General features: G+C 45.4%; 17 protein-coding genes and 4 tRNA genes. 13 read left to right on the forward strand and 8 right to left on the reverse strand.

Features of this window, described 5'->3' with window-relative positions; genetic code table 11:
* Positions 1–47: 47 nt before the first annotated feature.
* From FE392_RS17180 to FE392_RS17195, 4 genes are all read left to right on the forward strand, one after another.
* A tRNA-Arg gene (locus tag FE392_RS17180) sits at positions 48–124 on the forward strand.
* A 104-nt stretch (positions 125–228) separates the two neighbouring features.
* Positions 229–304: transfer RNA gene (locus FE392_RS17185), tRNA-His, on the forward strand.
* Positions 305–319: 15 nt separating this feature from the next.
* Positions 320–406: transfer RNA gene (locus FE392_RS17190), tRNA-Leu, on the forward strand.
* A 27-nt stretch (positions 407–433) separates the two neighbouring features.
* A tRNA-Pro gene (locus tag FE392_RS17195) sits at positions 434–510 on the forward strand.
* 830 nt (positions 511–1,340) lie between these two features.
* Here the strand turns inward: FE392_RS17195 and hemY are convergent.
* Genes hemY through hemC form a run of 4 tightly spaced genes read right to left on the reverse strand, consistent with a single transcriptional unit; the run spans position 1,341 to position 5,453 of the window.
* The gene (hemY, locus tag FE392_RS17200; RefSeq protein ID WP_319931419.1) at positions 1,341–2,546 is read right to left on the reverse strand and encodes a protoheme IX biogenesis protein HemY; all 1,206 of its coding nucleotides are present in this window, start codon (positions 2,544–2,546) and stop codon (positions 1,341–1,343) included.
* A 2-nt stretch (positions 2,547–2,548) separates the two neighbouring features.
* Positions 2,549–3,754 carry a uroporphyrinogen-III C-methyltransferase gene (gene hemX, locus FE392_RS17205; RefSeq protein WP_319931420.1) on the reverse strand — a complete coding sequence of 402 codons (1,206 nt, stop codon included), beginning with the start codon at positions 3,752–3,754 and terminating at the stop codon, positions 2,549–2,551.
* A 20-nt stretch (positions 3,755–3,774) separates the two neighbouring features.
* On the reverse strand, positions 3,775–4,515 hold the full coding sequence (hemD, locus tag FE392_RS17210) for a uroporphyrinogen-III synthase (RefSeq protein WP_319931421.1): 741 nt from the start codon (positions 4,513–4,515) through the stop codon (positions 3,775–3,777).
* Positions 4,512–5,453, reverse strand: coding sequence for a hydroxymethylbilane synthase (gene hemC / locus FE392_RS17215; protein ID WP_319931422.1), 942 nt, complete (start codon positions 5,451–5,453; stop codon positions 4,512–4,514). The genes hemD and hemC overlap by 4 nt, the downstream gene beginning before the upstream one ends.
* A gap of 632 nt (positions 5,454–6,085) precedes the next feature.
* Between hemC and FE392_RS17220 the strand changes: the two genes are divergently transcribed.
* Positions 6,086–8,674, forward strand: coding sequence for a class I adenylate cyclase (locus FE392_RS17220; protein ID WP_319931423.1), 2,589 nt, complete (start codon positions 6,086–6,088; stop codon positions 8,672–8,674).
* Positions 8,675–8,742: 68 nt separating this feature from the next.
* Here FE392_RS17220 and cyaY read toward each other — a convergent pair whose 3' ends face one another.
* The gene (gene cyaY, locus FE392_RS17225; RefSeq protein WP_319931424.1) at positions 8,743–9,063 is read right to left on the reverse strand and encodes an iron donor protein CyaY; all 321 of its coding nucleotides are present in this window, start codon (positions 9,061–9,063) and stop codon (positions 8,743–8,745) included.
* 78 nt (positions 9,064–9,141) lie between these two features.
* On the opposite strand from cyaY, the gene lptM reads away from it, so the two are divergent.
* From lptM to corA, 7 genes are all read left to right on the forward strand, one after another.
* The gene (lptM, locus tag FE392_RS17230) at positions 9,142–9,324 is read left to right on the forward strand and encodes an LPS translocon maturation chaperone LptM (protein WP_319931447.1); all 183 of its coding nucleotides are present in this window, start codon (positions 9,142–9,144) and stop codon (positions 9,322–9,324) included.
* Between the two features lie 33 nt (positions 9,325–9,357).
* Positions 9,358–10,182 (forward strand): diaminopimelate epimerase, encoded by an 825-nt coding sequence (dapF, locus tag FE392_RS17235; RefSeq protein WP_319931425.1) that lies wholly within the window; start codon positions 9,358–9,360, stop codon positions 10,180–10,182.
* A 48-nt stretch (positions 10,183–10,230) separates the two neighbouring features.
* Positions 10,231–10,944 (forward strand): DUF484 domain-containing protein, encoded by a 714-nt coding sequence (locus tag FE392_RS17240; RefSeq protein ID WP_319931426.1) that lies wholly within the window; start codon positions 10,231–10,233, stop codon positions 10,942–10,944.
* Positions 10,941–11,855: a tyrosine recombinase XerC gene (xerC, locus tag FE392_RS17245; protein ID WP_319931427.1), complete on the forward strand. Its 915-nt coding sequence runs from the start codon at positions 10,941–10,943 to the stop codon at positions 11,853–11,855. The genes FE392_RS17240 and xerC overlap by 4 nt, the downstream gene beginning before the upstream one ends.
* Positions 11,855–12,571 carry a 5-amino-6-(5-phospho-D-ribitylamino)uracil phosphatase YigB gene (yigB, locus tag FE392_RS17250; RefSeq protein WP_319931428.1) on the forward strand — a complete coding sequence of 239 codons (717 nt, stop codon included), beginning with the start codon at positions 11,855–11,857 and terminating at the stop codon, positions 12,569–12,571. The genes xerC and yigB overlap by 1 nt, the downstream gene beginning before the upstream one ends.
* Positions 12,572–12,641: 70 nt before the next feature.
* Positions 12,642–14,807: a DNA helicase II gene (gene uvrD / locus FE392_RS17255; RefSeq protein ID WP_500692697.1), complete on the forward strand. Its 2,166-nt coding sequence runs from the start codon at positions 12,642–12,644 to the stop codon at positions 14,805–14,807.
* 88 nt (positions 14,808–14,895) lie between these two features.
* Positions 14,896–15,846 (forward strand): magnesium/cobalt transporter CorA, encoded by a 951-nt coding sequence (gene corA, locus FE392_RS17260; RefSeq protein ID WP_319931429.1) that lies wholly within the window; start codon positions 14,896–14,898, stop codon positions 15,844–15,846.
* A 119-nt stretch (positions 15,847–15,965) separates the two neighbouring features.
* Here the strand turns inward: corA and rarD are convergent, their stop codons facing one another.
* From rarD to FE392_RS17275, 3 genes are all read right to left on the reverse strand, one after another.
* On the reverse strand, positions 15,966–16,856 hold the full coding sequence (rarD, locus tag FE392_RS17265; protein ID WP_319931430.1) for an EamA family transporter RarD: 891 nt from the start codon (positions 16,854–16,856) through the stop codon (positions 15,966–15,968).
* A gap of 331 nt (positions 16,857–17,187) precedes the next feature.
* A complete protein-coding gene (locus FE392_RS17270; RefSeq protein WP_319931431.1) occupies positions 17,188–18,072 on the reverse strand; it encodes a hypothetical protein in 885 nt (294 codons plus the stop codon).
* A gap of 495 nt (positions 18,073–18,567) precedes the next feature.
* On the reverse strand, positions 18,568–19,053 hold the full coding sequence (locus tag FE392_RS17275; RefSeq protein WP_319931432.1) for a thioesterase family protein: 486 nt from the start codon (positions 19,051–19,053) through the stop codon (positions 18,568–18,570).
* A 300-nt stretch (positions 19,054–19,353) separates the two neighbouring features.
* Between FE392_RS17275 and pldA the strand changes: the two genes are divergently transcribed.
* Positions 19,354–20,214 carry a phospholipase A gene (gene pldA / locus FE392_RS17280; protein ID WP_319931433.1) on the forward strand — a complete coding sequence of 287 codons (861 nt, stop codon included), beginning with the start codon at positions 19,354–19,356 and terminating at the stop codon, positions 20,212–20,214.
* Positions 20,215–20,226 lie beyond the last annotated feature (12 nt).

Genomic DNA, 20,226 nt, shown 5'->3' on the forward strand with positions numbered 1-20,226 from the left:
ACAGTACGACATTAAATCCGTACTATCCTCCACCGCAACGGCGTTAAGCGCCCGTAGCTCAGCTGGATAGAGCGCTGCCCTCCGGAGGCAGAGGTCTCAGGTTCGAATCCTGTCGGGCGCGCCATTTAAAGCGTGCAAGAGCAGTGACAATGGGTTATCGTGGTTGATGTTGTTGTAATTCTTATTGTCAGCAGTAAGAAATAAAGTAGTACGTAAAAAGCTGTTATGGTGGCTATAGCTCAGTTGGTAGAGCCCTGGATTGTGATTCCAGTCGTCGCGAGTTCGAGTCTCGTTAGCCACCCCATCTTTTTTATGAAACGCGAGGGTGGCGGAATTGGTAGACGCGCTAGCTTCAGGTGTTAGTGTCCTTACGGACGTGGGGGTTCAAGTCCCCCCCTTCGCACCATAAAAAAAGAGGTTTACAGTGATATTTCGGCGAGTAGCGCAGCTTGGTAGCGCAACTGGTTTGGGACCAGTGGGTCGGAGGTTCGAATCCTCTCTCGCCGACCAGATTCTGAGAAAGCCCTGCAATAGCAGGGCTTTTTCTTTGCTTTCACTTTTTTCTCTTTCTTCTTGCTCTTCTTCTTTTTTCTTTTTCCCTGCGGCATAACTTTTTTCTATTTTATTTCTGTTTGATTTCTCTATCACCCGTCTAATGTAAAAAACTCCCTCAACGACTTTTGCTTAAGTATTAACCTAGTGTTTTAAAAGCTATTTTTATATGAGTGTTGTGTTTTCACGACAAACCATGTCTTTGGTGTCTCAAAAAAGAGACATTTAATATATTGATTTTTAATGATTAAATTCAAACAACTTGAATGGCGTCTCAAATGGGAGACGGTGTTTTTGCTGTTTTCTTGTGAAAACCGGAGTATTGATTATAGAAAGTCAGCTTCTTCTGAGATAACGGGAGGTTAGTCAATATGGAAAAGTTGGCACGCTAAATGCATAGTAGAGATTGTAGATACTCATCCTACTCCTTATGACAGCATTTGGCTTCATAAACCTCGGGATGATGTAGAGCTGATTGTCAGTGCCTATGGTCCACGTTATAGATGAGTAAGCATCACTGTTTTTCATCACAAACCGGACACAACGTTGAGTGAGGCACTATCCGTCTGTAAACCTGATTGTATTTATACACCTGTCTCTTTCGATAGGTGTTTTTTTTTTTGCCTGCGCCCATTCAGATTAGATTGCCTGACACTCTCCGGTGACATGGCGATCGATTTACCTAACCGCTATCCATGTAACCGGAGAAGCATTGCCTGAATATATGTGCAGTGGCCGGAATTTAGCCGGTATATGCACGCCTTACCAATAGAAACAACGCTGGACGCTTACGCTTTGATGTCACTATCACGCTTTAATGTCAGCATGAAACCTTTGTTGCGTGTTTGGGCTGCTTCGTCGCGTTTCTGCAATTTATCAAGGGCATCGGCAAGCCATGCATAATCATGGGCATCCGGCCGTTGCGTCAGTGCAGCCTTAAAAGCGGATTCCGCACTTGCCCACTCACCATGATGCAAAGCAACTTGCCCCATTGTGCTGTTAAGTAATGGCGTGGCGCCATGTTGATTTAACAAATGAGTCAGCGCTTTTTGCACGGCTTCGGCGTTGTTGGTTTTTAGGCGTGGAATTAATAACAGCAGGCGCTCGTCATATTGCTGCTTTAATCCATCCAAAATGATCTGCTGGGCAGCTTCGTGATCGTTGCACTCAATTAAATGTTCAGCCATGGAAACTTGCAGTGCGATAGCGTGGCGGACTTTCCGGCTTTGATCTTTCCACCAGGTTTTCAGCCCCGGGCAGCCTTTCTCAGCCATGATTTGATTCATTAACCCGATGTAGGCTTGCTGCTGCAATTTATGAATTTTTTCCTCGCTGTACAGCTTGGCTTTCAACATTGATGGCAGGATATCAATCAGGGATGAAAAAGCACCAGACTGTGAGTAAGCCTGTTCAGCCAGCCGCAAAACTTCAGGGTGGCGAGGGGCATGATTCAGCAAATTATCCACGCCATTGCGTGCGGCGTTGATTTCACCCTGCGCCAACTGGATGCGTACACGGGTGATATCCACTGGCAGTTGATCCTTATCTGCAACTTCAGCGGCTTGTTCAATGTATTGGTTGGTACGGAGATAATCGCCACGTTGCTGGGCGGCTTCTGCTGCCAGCAAATAGTTAACGACAGGGGATTCCGCATGGTCAATATTGCGGGTTATCAGACGCTCAACTTGTTTGAAATCGCCTTCGATGAGTTTCAGCAATGCTTGTTTGGTTTGCGAGCGTGCCCGGTTGCGTTTATACCCGCCAAAAAGCCAACTGTGGGTAGATGTGCTGGTGCTTTTTAACCGACGATAACACCAACCGATAAAAATGAGCAGGAACTGCAGCAGGAGGAACATAATCACCAGACCAGTAATGCTTGTGGTGATATTTTTACTGTCCGTCTGGATCAAGACATACCCTTGATGCCCAGACAGCACCGGGCCAAGCACAATGCCTGCGATAAGGACAATGAACAATAATAGGATCTTCAGCATGCTCAGCTCTCCTCAACCAATGTTTCTGCTTGACCAGATGCAGGTGCGGAGTCTGGCTGAGATGGTTTTTCTGGCTGGGCTTGGGGATTCGCTTTGGATTGGGTGCTGGTTTGGGACTGAGGTAAATTATAGATACGCTTACGCACCAGATCTGCCAGTATTGGCTGGCTGCCCAGTTGTTCCGGAACATCAATAGAAAGCGGGCGTTGTGTCAATGAATTAACATTTTCTAAGAAGGCTGCTGCTTGTGGCGTTGAGGTATCAAAATAGGCGTTGACCCATTTGTTGACCTGTTCCAGAGCATCTTTGTAAATCTTAGTTTGATGACGCGGAACAGCCTGTGCGGCAATGAGCAGTTTGGAACGGATATTCTCACGTAAATAGATATTCTGATTAGGCGCCAGCAACGGCTCTTTGCTGTTATCCCGGGGAGTAATGGTAATAAAATTATCCATAAAGCTGGACCAGCTATTGCTCAGGTTTTCTCGCCAGTCAGAGAGAGATGACGTAATTTCGCGTTCGTTCTCAGCCGTTGACGCAGCTTTTTCCATCTTATCTGCCAAATGCAAATCATCGACTTGGTTGGATAGATTATTCAACGTCAGAATAATGCCATCTAAATCAATCTGCTTGATTTTGGTCAGCGCAATAATATCTGTATTGATTGCATTGCGGGCGTACAGCAGGCTGGGATCATTCATTTCAGCAAGATTATGATCGGCATCTTTCAGCAAGGCGATTGCCGTGGGAATATCTTGGTCACTCCATATTTTACGGCCTGCCATTGTCACCAACGAACTTGCCTGTGCCAGCCGCCAGTTTTCGATATCCGTACTCGAAAGTGCTGAAACCCGATCCCGCAACACAGCAATGTTTTCATCCAGTTGTTGGTTTTGTGATTCCGCTTGTTGTAAAGATGACTGTAACTTTTTGAGCTGGTCATCAAAATTTTGTTTATCGGCAGACTGTTGCTGAGTCAGAGAAGCAATTTGTTGCTGGAGAGTCGTTTTTTCGGCATTCAGGGCCGCATTCTGCTGTTTATTGTGATAATAAATATAAAGGCCGCCAGCACCTACTGCCAATGAAATGGCGATTGAAAGCACATTACCCACCCATCCATAGCGTTTAGGCTGATGGAGAGGCGTTGTTTCAGGCTGTTGAGGGGGTGTTATCTCAACCGCATCGCTGGATTGCTTTTGTTCCGTCATAATGGACATCCCATATTGGTTTATTCAAGTGCCTGCATTAAGGCGTCATTATCTGCACTTTTGGCTACTTTTATCACTTGCCAGCCTAATGTCCGGGCAATATTGGCAAGGCGTTCGCTGACCACAATCAGGCAGCAACCCAATAACCACGCTTTTCCATCGCTGTCAGTTACTAAGTTATATAACAGTTGCAGCATTTCGCCACTAGTTATAACGATGGTTTTAATACCACGCTGCTGCCAGTAGCGACTAAAATCTGCTGCATGGTATTTTACTGGTTGCCGTGAATAACATTCACAGTAATCTACTTCACCCCCACGCATTCTTAATGTAGAAGCAATAACTTCACGGCCTCCATTGCCCCGGAGCAATAAAATTCGTTTATTGTTCATTTGCTGTAGAGTGGGGAGTTGCAATAACGCTTCACTGGTTTCACCTTGCTCAGACCAGGAAATTTTCAGCCCAGTCTGCTGCTGAAACAGCAGGGAAGTTGATTTGCCGATACCATAATAAGATAGCTTATCAGGCCACGATTGGCCTTCTTGAGTCAGTTGGTTATCTGCATAATGAACAGCGTTTTTCGATAACAGAAAAACCAGATCCCCCGCAGACAGACATTGCATCTTTTGTGACAGCAATGGCAGGCCAGCCCCCGGCTTAATTTCGATGAGAGGCGCGTTGTAGGCTGTTTTTCCCACAGCCTGCAATCGCTTGACCAAATCCTCCCCGGCGGGGGCAGGGCGGGTGATCAGAATGCTCATTCAGGTGGATTCCTCTGATATACGCAGGCCAAGATCTGGCGAGCACCTTTTTCTAATAACTCTTCCGCCAACTCTATACCGGATTGACGGGCGTTTTCTGGCGATACCACTCTTTCTCCACGCACGATGACCTTGCCATCAGGGGCGCCAACCAGTGCGCGTAACCATATTTTATCTTCTTGCCAGATAGCATAACTGCCGATTGGTACTTGGCAACCGCCTTCAAGGCGCGTGTTCATGGCGCGTTCGGCCAGAACACAGGTCTCCGTTCTGGTGTGATTCAGTGGTGCCAACAGCTCACGGGTTTGCATATCATCAAGCCGGCATTCAATGCCGACAGCCCCCTGACCAACCGCCGGGAGCAATAATTCTGGTGGCAATGGCATCCGGATGCGCTCTTCCAGCCCCAGTCTCTTCAGCCCCGCAGCCGCAAGGATAATGGCATCATAATCGCCGTTATCGAGCTTGTTCAGGCGAGTACCGACATTGCCACGCAAGTCACGGATCACCAAATCAGGGCGCAATTGACGAATTTGGCATTGGCGGCGCAAACTGGAAGTACCGACAACACTACCCGCGGGCAGTTCATCAAGAGAGGCGTATTCTACTGAAACAAAAGCATCCCGTGGATCCTCCCGTTCACAGATTGTGACCAACCCCAAACCGTCGGGAAATTCAACAGGAACATCTTTCATTGAGTGAACGGCAATATCCGCCCGTTTTTCAAGCAGGGCCAGCTCCAGCTCTTTGACGAAAAGCCCTTTGCCCCCGACTTTGGCTAACGGAGTGTCGAGGATAACATCGCCACGTGTGACCATTGGAACTAATTCAACATGCAGTTCTGGATGAAAGTGCTTAAGTTGCTTTTGAACGTACTGGGCTTGCCACATCGCCAGTGGACTTTGGCGGGTAGCGATGCGAATGGTTTTCATTGTCATGGATAACTATATTGATTACGGCGGATTTTCAGCCGCCAGTGAGTCACTAATTAGTGAGAAAATAGAATCAGTTTTAACATTTCAATGATGTTTTTTCCAGTTACGAGAATGCAGGAAAAAACAAAATAGTATATGGATATACAGTTTATAAGATAAAAATAAATTTTAATTATTAAAATAATATTTTATTTAAATAGTTAAAATAAACAAACAGATTGATTTAAAAGCAAATTGATATTTTTTAATTTAACTTAATGATAAAAAGCGACAGAAGATATTTAACAATAAAAAATACGATTAGATGAAATAGTTATAGAAGGTTGATGATTTACAATACCTTACATCAATTGTATGAAAAAATAATCAACTATAATACTTATTCTAACAAGGCATATTTCTGTATCTATTTCGTGATTAACTTAATACTTTACAAAGAGTTAATTACAGTTTTCCTATTGCATAGAAAGCGAAAAAATGATATTGCGGGCTTTACGCTTCTATCGCAAGGTGTTAAATTGATCACGTTTCCGACAATAAGTTTGTAAAAATAATTTCAAATAACATTGCCATGCCATGAATAGTCGGAAACGGGGGACCACTGTGGGCACTGGAACAGATATCAGGCGAAACTCTTGTATCTCTATATTGAAACGCTGAAGCAGCGACTGGATGCAATTAATCAACTCAGATTAGAGCGCGCAACGAACTCAATGAGTGCCGCTTTTAAGCAAGTTTATAATTTAATTCCAGTATTATTACATTATCATCATCCAATGATGCCAGGTTATATCAAAAGCGATGTTCCGCATGGAGTTTGCTTTTTTTCACCTGACGAATCTCAACAATTTTGGATTAATGATTTAGGTAGCCAGCTTGCTGGTGCTTTGTCACATGCACCCAATGGAGAATTGCCGATCACGGGAATTTATTCAATGGGCAGCACCTCTTCAATAGGGCAAAGTTGCTCTTCAGACGTAGATGTTTGGGTTTGTCACCAATCCTGGCTGGATAACGATGAAAAAGCGTTACTGGAAAAGAAATGCTCCCTGATAGAACACTGGGCTGCTTCTCTGGGGATTGAAGTTACTTTTTTTCTGATAGATGAAAACCGTTTTCGGCACCACGCCAGTGGTCGGCTGAACGGTGAAGATTGTGGTTCTACCCAGCATATTCTTCTGCTTGATGAATTTTACCGTACGGCGGTCTGTATGGCAGGCAAACGTCTGCTGTGGACGATGGTTCCGGTGGAAGAAGAAGCGCATTATGACGAATATGTCCTTTCTCTCTATGCCCAGGGCGTTCTGACGCCAAATGAATGGCTGGATCTTGGGGGATTGGGCGAGTTGTCGGCAGAAGAATATTTTGGCGCAAGCCTTTGGCAGCTTTATAAAAGCGTGGATTCCCCTTATAAAGCGGTATTGAAAAGCCTGCTGCTGGAAGCCTACTCATGGGAATACCCCAATGGCAAGCTTCTGGCGCTGGAAATGAAACAATATTTTCATGACGGTGCGATTGTTTCTTTTGGCCTTGATGCCTATAGCTTGATGCTGGAACGGGTAACCCGTTACCTGACTGCCACGAATGATCACACTCGGTTGGATTTGGCGCGCCGCTGTTTTTATCTGAAGGTATGCGAAAAATTGCTGGAAAGCCGTGGTGATAAAGGCTGTACCGGATGGCGCCGTCAGGTGATGTCTCAGTTGGTGCATGAATGGGGCTGGGATGAAAGCAAATTAGCGATGCTGGATAAACGCAACTCGTGGAAAATTGAGCAGGTGCGTGAAGCCCATAATGAATTGCTCGATACCATGATGCAAAGTTATCGCAACTTGATCCGCTTTGCCCGCCGCAACAACTTGAGTGTCAGTGCCAGCCCGCAAGATATTGGCGTATTGACCCGTAAATTGTACGCAGCTTTTGAAGCCCTGCCCGGTAAAGTGACATTGGTGAATCCTCAGATATCACCGGATCTGTCAGAACAAGATTTAACTTTCATTTATGTTCCTCCGGGGCGTGTGAACCGCAGTGGCTGGTATCTGTATAATCAGGCGCCAACGATAGAATCGATCATCGGCCATCAGCCGCTGGAATATAACCGCTACTTGAATAAATTGGTTTCCTGGACATATTTCAACGGGCTATTAACGAAAGAAACCCGGATCCACATGCATTATGGGGAATCCCAGTGTGACAGGGATAAACTGTGCGATTTGGTGAATGATATTGGCACGCATTTCCCGATCCGTTTACCGGCACCCACACCGAAAGCGCTATATAGCCCTTGTGAAATTCGCCATTTGGCGATCATCGTCAATCTGGAAAAAGATCCGACAACAGCATTCTCCAATCAAGTCGTTCATTTTGACTTCAAGAAAATGAATGTCTTCAGCTTTGGCGACTCCCAGAAATGTTTGGTGGGGAGTATTGACTTGCTTTACCGCAATTCCTGGAATGAAGTGAGAACCCTGCATTTCAGCGGTGAACAATCGGTATTGGAAGCCTTGAAAACCATTTTGGGCAAAATGCATCGTGATGCGGCCCCTCCCTCGGATGTTGAAGTATTTTGCTATAGTAAGCATCTGCGTGGTTTGATTTGTACCCGCATCCAGCAATTGGTCTCCGAATGTATTGAATTGCGCCTTTCCAGTAATCGTCAAGATCCCAATCGTTTTAAAGCATTGCGTATTGCAGGGCAAACATGGGGATTGTTCTTCGAGCGGTTGAACGTATCGGTACAAAAATTGGAAAATGCCGTGGAATTTTATGGCGCGATCTCCAATACAAAACTGCATGGCTTGCCCGTTAAAATTGATAACAAAGAAAAGCTACTGCCCCCCGTGATAGACGGGTTTGCCTGTGAAGGGATCATCCAGTTTTTTTTCGAAGACATTGAAAACAAGCAAGGGTTTAATATCTATATCCTTGACGAATCCAATCGGGTAGAAATTTATTCTCATTGCGAAGGGAGCAGAGAAGAGTTGGTACGTGATATCAGCCGTTTTTACTCTTCATCCCATGATCGTTTTACCTATGGCTCCAGCTTTATCAATTTCAACTTACCTCAGTTCTACCAGATTATTAAGAAAGGTGAGCGTACCCATGTGGCTCCCTTTGTTGATGGATCGTTTCCTGTGGATGATATGGAAACGAGCAATACAAGGCTTGAAATTGATGGAACCCGCCAGTCACATGATCCCTACCGCTCTTTGTATCATTATTGACGTCGAATGAATGAGAGATGGCGCAGCCATGAACCCTCGCCCGAAGCGGGCGAGGGGCTGAAAGTTCATCACGAAAACTGGAATGGTTCACCACTTTGATCGCTGATCCCTTGAGCCAATACAGAGAGAAAATCATCTCCGCTGCGGTCGCAAACCCATTGGCTATCGCGATAGTCAAAATGGTAACCGCCATTTTTGGTTGCAAGCCAGATTTGGTGGAAAGGTTCCTGCCGATTGATAATGATTTTGCTGCCGTTTTCAAAACTGAGCGTCATCACACCGCCGTTTGTTTCACAGTCAATATCTGCGTCCCCATCATAATTATCTAGTTCTTCTTCAAGATGAAGCATCAATTGATCTGCCAATTGATGAAATTCGCTATCGTTCATGTTTATTTCCTATTTGCTTTTCAGGGCCTAGCTGCGATTATAGAGAGTATTGGCGCATGAATCACAGGCATTAATATGATGAAAAAACAACTCCGTTGGTCATTGACTATCATAGCATTACTCTCTTTGGCTGGTTGTGGCTTGAAAGGGCCTTTATACTTCCCACCAGCAACACAGTCCTTTGCGGGCAAGGCAGATATGAGCAACACATATAAGGTACTGCCGGCGGATAGCCAACAGTCTATCGAAATTCAACAATAACGAGTCGGTAATGTGATTTCTCTTGGGGTGTATATGCAATTCTCCAAAATGCACGGTCTTGGCAATGACTTTATGGTTGTTGATGCTGTAACCCAGAATGTTTATTTTTCTCCAGAGTTAATCTGCCGTCTGGCCGATAGAAATACTGGGATAGGTTTTGACCAACTTCTGGTTGTTGAAGCTCCCTATGATCCTGACCTAGACTTCCACTATCGCATTTTTAATTCTGATGGCAGCGAGGTTTCTCAATGCGGAAATGGCGCTCGTTGTTTTGCCCAATTTGTCCGCCTCAAGGGGCTGACCAATAAACGGGATATTAAAGTCAGTACCCAAGCTGGCCGCATGGTATTGAGCATCACAAATGATAACCAAGTTTGTGTCAACATGGGAGAACCGGACTTTGAACCGCAACGTATTCCTTTTCGTGCCAATAAGGCCGAGAAAACCTATATTATCCGGGCTGCCGAGCGCACAATACTGTGTGGCGTAGTGGCACTGGGAAATCCTCATTGTGTCATACAGGTTGAGGATGTGGATACTGCTGAAGTAGAAGTGTTGGGGCCTGTTCTGGAAAACCATGAACGCTTTCCTGAACGGGTGAATGTTGGCTTTATGCAGGTTGTGAATCGTGGTCATATCCGATTGCGCGTTTTTGAGCGTGGAGCCGGTGAAACACAGGCGTGCGGCAGTGGGGCATGTGCGGCAGTGGCCGTAGGTATTCAGCAAAATCTGCTGGACAGTCAGGTAAGGGTTGATCTTCCGGGCGGCTCTTTGTTCATCCGCTGGGCCGGGCCGGGAACGCCGCTCTTTATGACAGGGCCTGCAACCCACGTATATGATGGTACGATTCATTTGTGATTGATTCAGTTTTCATTGGGTCATTCTTGAAATATGGGGCATGGGAAAATGAGTGGAAAAGACGAACCATTGCACATCGAAAGTGAGCTTAAGCGGCAGGATGAGCAAGCGGTAGTCGATTATTTATTGAATAATCCAGATTTTTTTATCCGCAATGCCAATATGGTCGAGAAAGTACGAGTACCTCATCCGGTAAGAGAAAGTGTTTCCTTGGTGGAATGGCACATGAACCGCCAGAGGAAACGCATTCGTTATCTGGAAGATGATATGGTTCATTTAATGGAGCAGGCTAAACAAAATGAAGTACTGTTTATTCGCCTGTTACAGTTATTCTCCGATCTTTCCAGTGCGAAGAGCTTACAGGATTTGCTTTCCCGCTTGAGCTCATGGGCAAAAACGTTTGGGCTAAGCAACTGTTATATTCGGCTGTTCAGTGAGAAATGGCATCTTGGTGCTCCTTTGAATTCACCAGAGCTGGCTATTTCCCGCCATACTTTTGAACCTGTCCGTATTAAGCTGTTTGGCGATAAAAACCATTATCTTGGTTCATTGCATGGCCCGGAAATTCTATTGCTGATGCCACAGGCGCGTCATGTCGGCTCGGTAGCCATTTCCCTTTTGGGGCCACAGGGTGACTTAGGCATGATGATTTTCAACAGTCATGATAAGAAACATTATCACGACGGCATGGGAACGGATCTTCTCGACCATCTGGCCAAATTGCTGCCGGGATTATTGGCCCGCTGGATTGAGCGCGCATGACTCAGCCAAACGATCTTCTTCTGGAGCCGGTAGAGGCGTTTTTGCGTTACTTGCGGGTTGAGCGGCGCTTAAGTCCTGCCACTATCACCCACTATCGGCATCATCTGGCTGTTTTGGCGCAGATGTCACAGGAGATGGGCGTGCGTGAATGGCAAGAGCTTGATCCGGCTAAAGTGAGAATGTTTGCTTCCCGCAGCCGCCGGGCAGGTTTGGGGACATCAAGCCTCGCCCTGCGCCTGTCTTCTTTGCGTAGTTTCCTAGATTGGATGGTCATGCAGGGGAAGTTGGAGGCTAATCCGGCGAAAACGGTCAGTGCTCCCCGTAAAAAACGGCATTTGCCCAAAAATATAGATGTGGATGAAGTTAACCAACTCCTCAACATCAATTTGAATGATCCGCTGTCAGTTCGCGACAGAACCATGCTGGAAGTCATGTATGGAGCCGGGCTCCGTTTGTCTGAGCTGGTTGGCCTTGATTGTCGCCATTTGGATCTGGAAGCTGGGGAAGTTTGGGTACACGGCAAAGGCAGCAAAGAGCGTAAAGTTCCATTTGGCCGAATGGCACAGGAATGGCTTCAGCGTTGGCTGAAAATGCGGGAGTTGTTTGAGCCGGAAAATGATGCGATTTTCATTTCATCCAAAAGTGGAAAACGGATTTCTGCCCGTAACGTACAGAAACGATTTGAACAATGGGGGATCAGGCAAGGTGTGAACAGCCATATCAATCCCCATAAATTGCGCCACTCTTTTGCCACGCATATTCTGGAATCCAGTGGCGATCTGCGTGCTGTGCAGGAGTTGCTTGGTCATGCCAACCTGTCAACGACCCAGATCTATACGCATCTGGATTTTCAGCACCTGACCAAAGTTTATGATGTGGCCCACCCCAGAGCCAAACGAGGGAAATCATAATGCGTTTTTATCGGCCTCTCGCGCCGTTTGCAGCGATGACATTCGATCTGGATGATACGCTTTACGACAATCATCCTGTGATCGATAAAACCGAAAAAGAAGTGTTGTGTTTTATCAGGCAGTACGATAGCCGATTCAGACAATTCGAACGTGAAGATCTGCACTTATATCGTCAGGCTATTCTTGAACGGGAGCCGGACATTTATCATGACGTTACCTCATGGCGCAGGCAATCCGCAGAGCTTATGTTTAGCCATCATGGTTTCAGCAATGAAGAAACCATGCGCGGCACGGATGAAATCATGTCTTGCTTTATGTATTGGCGCAACCAAATCACAGTACCTGAATCAACCCACAGCACGCTGTCTGTATTGGCAGAAAACATTCCATTGGTAGCCATTACCAATGGAAACGCCGAACCTGAAGAATGCGGGCTTGCCCCTTATTTCAAATTTGTATTGAAAGCGGGCGTGGATGGGCGCTCTAAGCCTTATCCGGATATGTACCGGTTGGCGGCAGAACGGCTGAATATTCCGATAAATCAAATCCTGCACATCGGCGATAGCCTGAAAACGGATGTTGAAGGGGCACTTTGCAGTGGCATGCAGGCCTGCTGGATCAATCTTGAAAACAAAATATTGACGCAAGAGCCGGAAGGGCGCTTGGTTCCACATGTTGAGATTTCTGATTTGGCTTCTTTGATAGCACTGATATAATTTCAGATTGCGATCTGTATAAAAAAACACTGTTCAAAAAACAGTGTTTCTCACACAACTGATGGTAATTATGGACGTCTCTTATCTGCTCGAAAGCCTGAATGATAAACAACGAGAAGCCGTTGCGGCATCCCGTACTAATATGCTGGTGCTGGCCGGAGCTGGCAGCGGTAAAACACGCGTATTGGTTCACCGGATAGCCTGGTTACTGTCAGTTCAGAATACCTCACCATTTTCCATCATGGCCGTAACCTTTACCAATAAAGCTGCGGCCGAAATGCGTCACCGAATTGAAAGCCTGATTGGCACGAGTCAGGGGGGAATGTGGATTGGCACTTTCCATAGTCTGGCTCACCGTTTGCTGCGGGCACATCATTTGGACGCCAATTTACCGCAGGATTTCCAGATCCTTGACAGTGAAGACCAGCATCGCCTTATCAAGCGCATTATCAAGGCCATGAATTTGGATGACAAACAGTGGCCAGCCCGTCAGGGCATGTGGTACATCAACGGTAAAAAAGATGAAGGCTTGCGTCCACAGCACATCGAAAGTTACGGCAATCCAGTGGAAGCAGTATGGCTGAAAATCTATCAAGCCTACCAAGAAGCCTGTGATCGCGCAGGCTTGGTGGATTTTGCCGAATTATTGTTGCGTGCCCATGAGCTCTGGCTAAACAAACCGCAGATTTTGCAGCATTATCGCGAACGTTTTACTAATATTTTGGTTGATGAGTTTCAGGATACCAACAGTGTTCAATATGCTTGGATCCGCTTGTTGGCCGGCGATAGCGGCAAAGTCATGATTGTTGGGGATGACGACCAGTCAATTTATGGCTGGCGTGGCGCACAGGTAGAAAATATCCAGCGCTTCCTCAAGGACTTTCCGGGCGCAGAAACTATCCGTCTGGAGCAAAATTACCGCTCTACCGGCAATATCCTGAAAGCAGCCAACGCCTTGATCGCCCACAACAGCGATCGTTTGGGCAAAAATTTATGGACAGAAGGCAGTGAAGGCGAGCCTATTTCACTTTACTGTGCTTTCAATGAGCTGGATGAATCGCGCTATGTTGTGGGCCGAATCAAGCATTGGCTGGACAATGGCGGGGCTTTGAAAGAGTGTGCAATCTTGTACCGCAGCAATGCCCAGTCCCGTGTTTTGGAAGAAGCCTTGTTGCAAACATCAATGCCTTACCGTATTTACGGTGGTCAACGCTTCTTTGAACGTCAGGAAATCAAGGATGCCTTATCCTACCTGCGTTTGGTGGTGAACCGGAATGATGATACCGCCTTTGAGCGTGTTGTGAATACACCGACACGCGGCATTGGTGATAGAACACTGGATGTTGTGCGTCAAATGGCGCGAGATCAGCAAAAAACCTTATGGGAAAGCAGCCTGTTATTGATTCAGGAAAAAGTGCTGGCAGGGCGTGCGGCATCGGCATTGCAGCGTTTCATTGAATTGATCGACGCGCTGGATACCGAAACGCAGGACATGCCAATGCATGTGCAAACGGATCGCATTATCCGTGATTCCGGCCTATGGGCGATGTACCAGCAGGAAAAAGGCGAAAAAGCGCAAGCGCGCATAGAAAACCTGGAAGAATTGGTCACGGCAACCCGCCAATTCAGCTATCAGGATGAAGACGAGAACCTGCTGCCGTTGCAGGCGTTCCTTTCCCATGCTGCCCTTGAATCAGGGGAAGGGCAGGCAGATGCGTATCAGGATGCCGTGCAACTCATGACATTGCATTCGGCCAAGGGGCTGGAATTCCCGCAAGTCTTTATTGTGGGCATGGAAGAGGGCATGTTCCCAAGCCAGCGATCCATTGACGAGGGTGGCAGGCTGGAAGAAGAACGTCGCCTGGCCTATGTGGGTGTTACGCGGGCGATGGAAAAATTGACGCTGACTTATGCCGAAAGTCGTCGCTTATATGGCAAGGAAGTGTATCATCGTCCGTCTCGTTTTATTGGTGAACTGCCGACGGAATGTGTGGCTGAAGTTCGCCTGCGGGCGACAGTATCCCGTCCGGTTAGCCACAAACGGCTGGGAACTCCCATTAGCGCCAACGATAGCGGTTATGCACTTGGTCAGCGTGTCCGCCATCCTAAATTCGGCGAAGGAACCATTATCAATATAGAAGGCAGTCAGGAGCACTGCCGTTTGCAGATAGCGTTTCAGGGTGAAGGCATCAAATGGCTGGTAGCCGCTTACGCTAGACTTGAAACTGGCCAATAATCCGGTCGAATGTTGACAGGCTTTTTCCTGTGGGCGTAACATTCGCGCCTTACGATAATCGTAGGGAGTATAAGGAGACTTATGGTACATGCTGAACGTATTTAAACTAGAGAATAATCGCCTGCTCCGTCTTGAACTTGAAGAAGGTGATAAGTTATCTGATTCCATGTGGGTAGATTTAGTTGGGCTGGGGGACAGTGATCGCCTCCGTGTTCAAAATGAACTTGGGCAAGTTCTGGCAACCCGCACTGAATTGGATGACATTGAGGCATCGGCACGTTTTTTTGAAGATGAAGACGGTATGCACGTCCATTCATTCTTCTATTTTGAAGATGCCGAAGACCATGCTGGCAACTCAACCGTAGCATTTACTATTCGTGACGGTCGTCTCTACACATTGCGAGAGCGTGAACTTCCTGCGTTTCGGTTGTACCGAATGCGCGCCCGTAACCAGACAATGGTTGACGGGAATGCGTATGAATTGTTACTGGACTTGTTCGAAACAAAAGTCGAACAGTTGGCCGACGTCATTGAAAATATTTACAGTGTGTTGGAATCCCTGAGCCGGGTCATCATGGAAGGCAAACAGGGCGATGAATTCGATACCGCGTTATCCAATCTTGCTGAACAGGAAGATATCGGTTGGAAAGTCCGTTTGTGTTTGATGGATAGCCAGCGGGCGCTGAATTTTCTTGTGCGCCGTGCCCGATTGCCGGCCAATCAACTGGAGCAGGCGCGTGAGATTTTGCGGGATATCGAATCTTTGTTGCCACATAACGAATCCCTGTTCCAGAAAGTGAACTTCCTGATGCAGGCGGCAATGGGTTTTATCAACATCGAACAGAGCCGCATTATCAAAATTTTCTCCGTTGTCTCCGTGGTCTTCCTGCCTCCGACGCTGGTGGCCTCCAGCTATGGAATGAACTTCGATTTTATGCCAGAGCTGCATTGGACATTTGGTTATCCCGGCGCGATTGGTTTAATGATTGCGGCAGGATTAGCACCCTATCTTTACTTTAAACGGAAAAATTGGTTGTAAAACGGAAGAGTGGGTTGTCGCCAACAACCTGCTGGTCTAATTGAGTTCCGAATAAATTAATTTATCGGCTCTCAGTAAAGAGAAATCCCCGCCCATAAATGGGCGGAGGGATCATCGAGTTATTTGCGTAAACGGCGCTGAGTATATAGTGCATCCAGAATAAATAAGATCAACGCAGCCCAAATAAAGCCAAACGTTATCAAACGCTCCGAACCAATTTTTTCACCATACACCAAGGTTGCCAGCAAAAACATCAGCGTCGGGGCCATATACTGGAAAAATCCCAGCGTGGATAAACGCAGATGAGAGGCCGCCGCGGTGAAAAGCAGTAATGGCGCGGTCGTAATGATACCTGCCGCAACCAACAAGAGGTTCAGGGATATCGTGTTATCCAACATATTGCTGGTTGGGGTATGCGTGAAAAACAACAGATAAACCAGCGCAACCGGGAATACCCAGATGGTTTCAATCAGCATGCCTGTTTGTGCATCTACTCCCAGCTTTTTGCGGAGCAGCGCATAAAGTGCAAAAGTGGTTGCCAAGTACAAACCAATCACGGGGATAGATCCAAACTGCCATAGCTGGATAAGCACACCTGTAACCGCCAATCCGACAGCGACCCACTGCATCAGGCGAAATCTTTCACCAAGAAACAGCATAGCAAATAGCACGCTGACTAATGGGTTAATGAAATAACCCAGACTGGCTTCCAACATATGATTATTGTTGACGGCCCAAATATAAGTCAGCCAGTTACTGGCAATAGTAAAAGCGGTGATGCCTAGCACCAGCAGTTTTTTGGGTTGTTTGAGGATAGACGAAACTTGGCGCCAGTGACGGGTTACTGTCAATAACAAAACCATAAAGAAAACTGACCAAATAACACGGTGCGATACTATTTCATCAGGTGGTACGTATTGTATTTGTTTGAAGTAAATGGGAGCCAGTCCCCAGATAAGGTAGGCTCCGAAGGCATATAGTATACCTTTGGCTGTGTTTTGGTTATTCATAATATCCTTGAGTATTTCGAGAAGTAAGAAGGAATGTGGGAGTATTGGCCCATGAACATTATACAATGTGGCATTGGGTTATATGATTTGCAAGTAGTTAATAATCTTAATAATGAATTAAATTTTTAAAATCACAAAAATAGCACTTTATGCTGATTTTATACTCTTAATTGAATTGATTATCTATTTTTATACAATCTTACTTCTGTTTCATTTCAAATTTTGTTTATTTATAAGTGTGTGAAAATCAATCAATGTATAGGAGGTGGCAGTCAGAAAGATAAAGAATACTCACACAAAATTATCATTAAAATTTTTTAATTAGTTATATCTATCTGAGGCCTAATAATGTTCTCAATGGTGATTTAAGTTTATCTGGGCAATCTAACCCTCTTATTTTGACAGCCTTATCATTATTTCTTAATTCATTACATAATTGAGCAATATCGTGAGGAGTCCAATAGATATTTTTAGCATAACCTATCCGTTGAATCCTATTTAATAAACGTTCCACACCACCGGTTTTTAATATTCTGGCAACCATCGTCGCACAATTTTTATTGATGAAATGATAACTATGATGCGTGGGTAAAGTCCTGTTATTCGAATTATAGATCTCTTTGCTTTTAGTCTTCATTTTTTCAACATCCAAGCCAATGAGGTAATATTCCAAATGAGGCAGAATCTCAAAATCTTCTTTGATATCAACGAGAGTTCCTCTTACATATGAAATACCTTCCAGTATATTGGAGGCGGTGGAATAGAAGCTGATATAATTCTTACTCTGTGTTCCTCTTACCAAATCAGGCCTATTTTGTGAGGACGTTGACGGGGCATTTTGTTCTGCGATGTTGTAAGAACCAACGTTATAAGGGCTAACATTATAAGGACTGGGTGCTCTGCTATGTCTTGAAACGGCAGGGCTCGTTGGAAAGTTTTGCTCAGGCGTCGAAGGTGCAGGAGAGAATTCGTTTCTTCTTCTTGGGAGTGGTGCATTTGGTGGTTCGGGTCTCGGTGGTTGCGGCCTGGGTGCTGTACGAAGTGGCGGTGTTATGCCTTCCAAAACACCAATCGGCCAAGGGCATTGGGGGACTCCATCAATATAAATAGAGGCATGTCCTGCGGGATATCTGGAACATGGATACCAGATATAAACCACGGCGGAGACGGAGGTTCCACTCATAATTTCTTGTTCTGCTTTGGTTTTTTTGCTCATCGCTTTTTTCCCGGTTGGTTTATTGACTCACGTTTCAATAAATGGTTTGCAAGACAAATTGTTGTGGGTTTTTGGTATTGCCCGGTTGAGGGTTGTTAAGGCAGATGATAGATGATGGTATTGTGCAATGGGATTTGTGCAACGGTTACGCAGCACGGAGTGTTAAGAATAAGGGCATTATATACTCAGCATGGGGGAGTGTTAATCGATAATGCAGGGGGAAGCTCGCGCCAATATATTCTTTTTTGGGTGATAAAAAAACTCCTTCAAATATCAGGTAATTCAGGTAATATTCGGCTTGATGCCAAACACGCCCTGAATACTGCATTAATGCCATTTTGCATTAATGCAGATAACTTATTCCTTAATGGAAGTTGATAATATGGCTCTTGGCGTAATGGCTCGATATCGTGGTTTTTGGGTAAAAACCGTAAGACCAAATTATCGTGCGGTTCAAATTTCTTTTATAAGACACCAACAGCCCTGATAAAAATATCAACCAACTAAATAAGTCCCTGTAGCACTGGCAATATGCATTTGTTTTTCATTATGCAGTTCAATTCTGGCCACAGAAACTTTATTTCCATTACGGAGAATACTGCAACTGGCCGTGAATATTTCGCCACGTCCGGGGCGCAGGTAATCCACACGTAAATCAATTGTACCGAGTGTAGTCAGACGCTTTTGCATTTCTGCAATTGTAAGTGTTTCCAGCGAAGTTAAGGCGTTGGCCGCACAAACCAGCCCTCCGGCAACATCCAGTATGGACGCGATCGCTCCGCCATGCAGGATTTTCTGAATCATATTGCCGACCAGTTTTTCTTGATTGCGAAATTGCAGTTCTGCGTAGTCTTGTTCTAAGCGGAGTAGTTCAAGCCCCAAAAGTCGGTTGAATGGCATTTGATAAACAAAGACTTCACCTACAAATTTACGGGCTTCTTCTGGTGTTAATATTTTGTCCACTTGCGGCATATTTTCCATTGTGAGTTTCCTGATAATGAAAAAAGTAAAAAAACTGTCATTTAATAGATCTTTATCGTTAATAACTTGTTAAGTCTATGCTTTTGTCGACTACCTTTCCAGTCTGTGAAGTGCTTCGAAAAAGAATTCATTGGAAAAAACAAACTACAAAAAATAACCATCCAGCGTGTAGAATAAGCGACGGCTTTTACTTAGTGCTTTTTTACCGCTGTCACCCTTAAGAGATATCTTTCAGGGTGTGTTATCAGAAATTATTCTTAAAAACTATTTTTTATAACTATCATAATAGGAACATCAGTAATGCGTTTGTTATGGAAAATACTGGTTACCATTTGTTTATTACCGTCCTTGGCGTATGGAACAGAAAATCAAACAAATGACGTAAGAGGAAGTGTGATCTCGACAATGCTGGATGAACAAAGTTTTCCATTTATGTTCTATCCATATGACTCGAATTACATTATTTACACTTACAGTGACAAAACGAATAAACAGGCAATACATAGTTACGACTGGGCTGATAACGCTCGCCATGATGAAGTCGCTTTTCAAATCAGTTTTGGGTTTCCATTGTGGCGGGGAATTTTTGGGGAAGATTCACTGCTTGGTGCTTCCTATACACAGCGCTCATGGTGGCAGCTCAGCAACAAAACAGAATCATCCCCGTTTCGTGAAACCAATTATGAACCGCAAATCTTTTTGGCATGGCTGACTGACTACGAATTTGCAGGTTGGCACCTGAGGGAAATAGAAACCGGTTTCAACCATCAATCCAATGGCAGATCGGAATCAACCTCTCGTAGCTGGAATCGGCTCTATGCCCGCTTTATGGTACAAAAGGGCAATTGGCAGATAGATTTTAAACCGTGGTATCGCCTGCCTGAAAGCTCCCGTAGAGATGATAATTCAGACATCAGCCGTTACATGGGTCACTATCGTCTGAAAGTTGGCTATGCTTGGGGAGACAGTGTATTTACCGCGCAGGGGCGTTATAACTGGAATAGCGGGTATGGTGCTGGAGAGCTGGGTTGGAGTTACCCGGTCTCAAAACACGTTCGTTTATATACACAGCTTTTCTATGGGTATGGTGAATCGATGATTGACTACAATTTCAGGCAGACACGTTTTGGTGTCGGCGTCATGCTCAATGATATGCTGTAATTATTCCGGCAA

The sequence above is a fragment of the Xenorhabdus santafensis genome, assembly GCF_033949405.1.
Taxonomy (GTDB): domain Bacteria; phylum Pseudomonadota; class Gammaproteobacteria; order Enterobacterales; family Enterobacteriaceae; genus Xenorhabdus; species Xenorhabdus santafensis.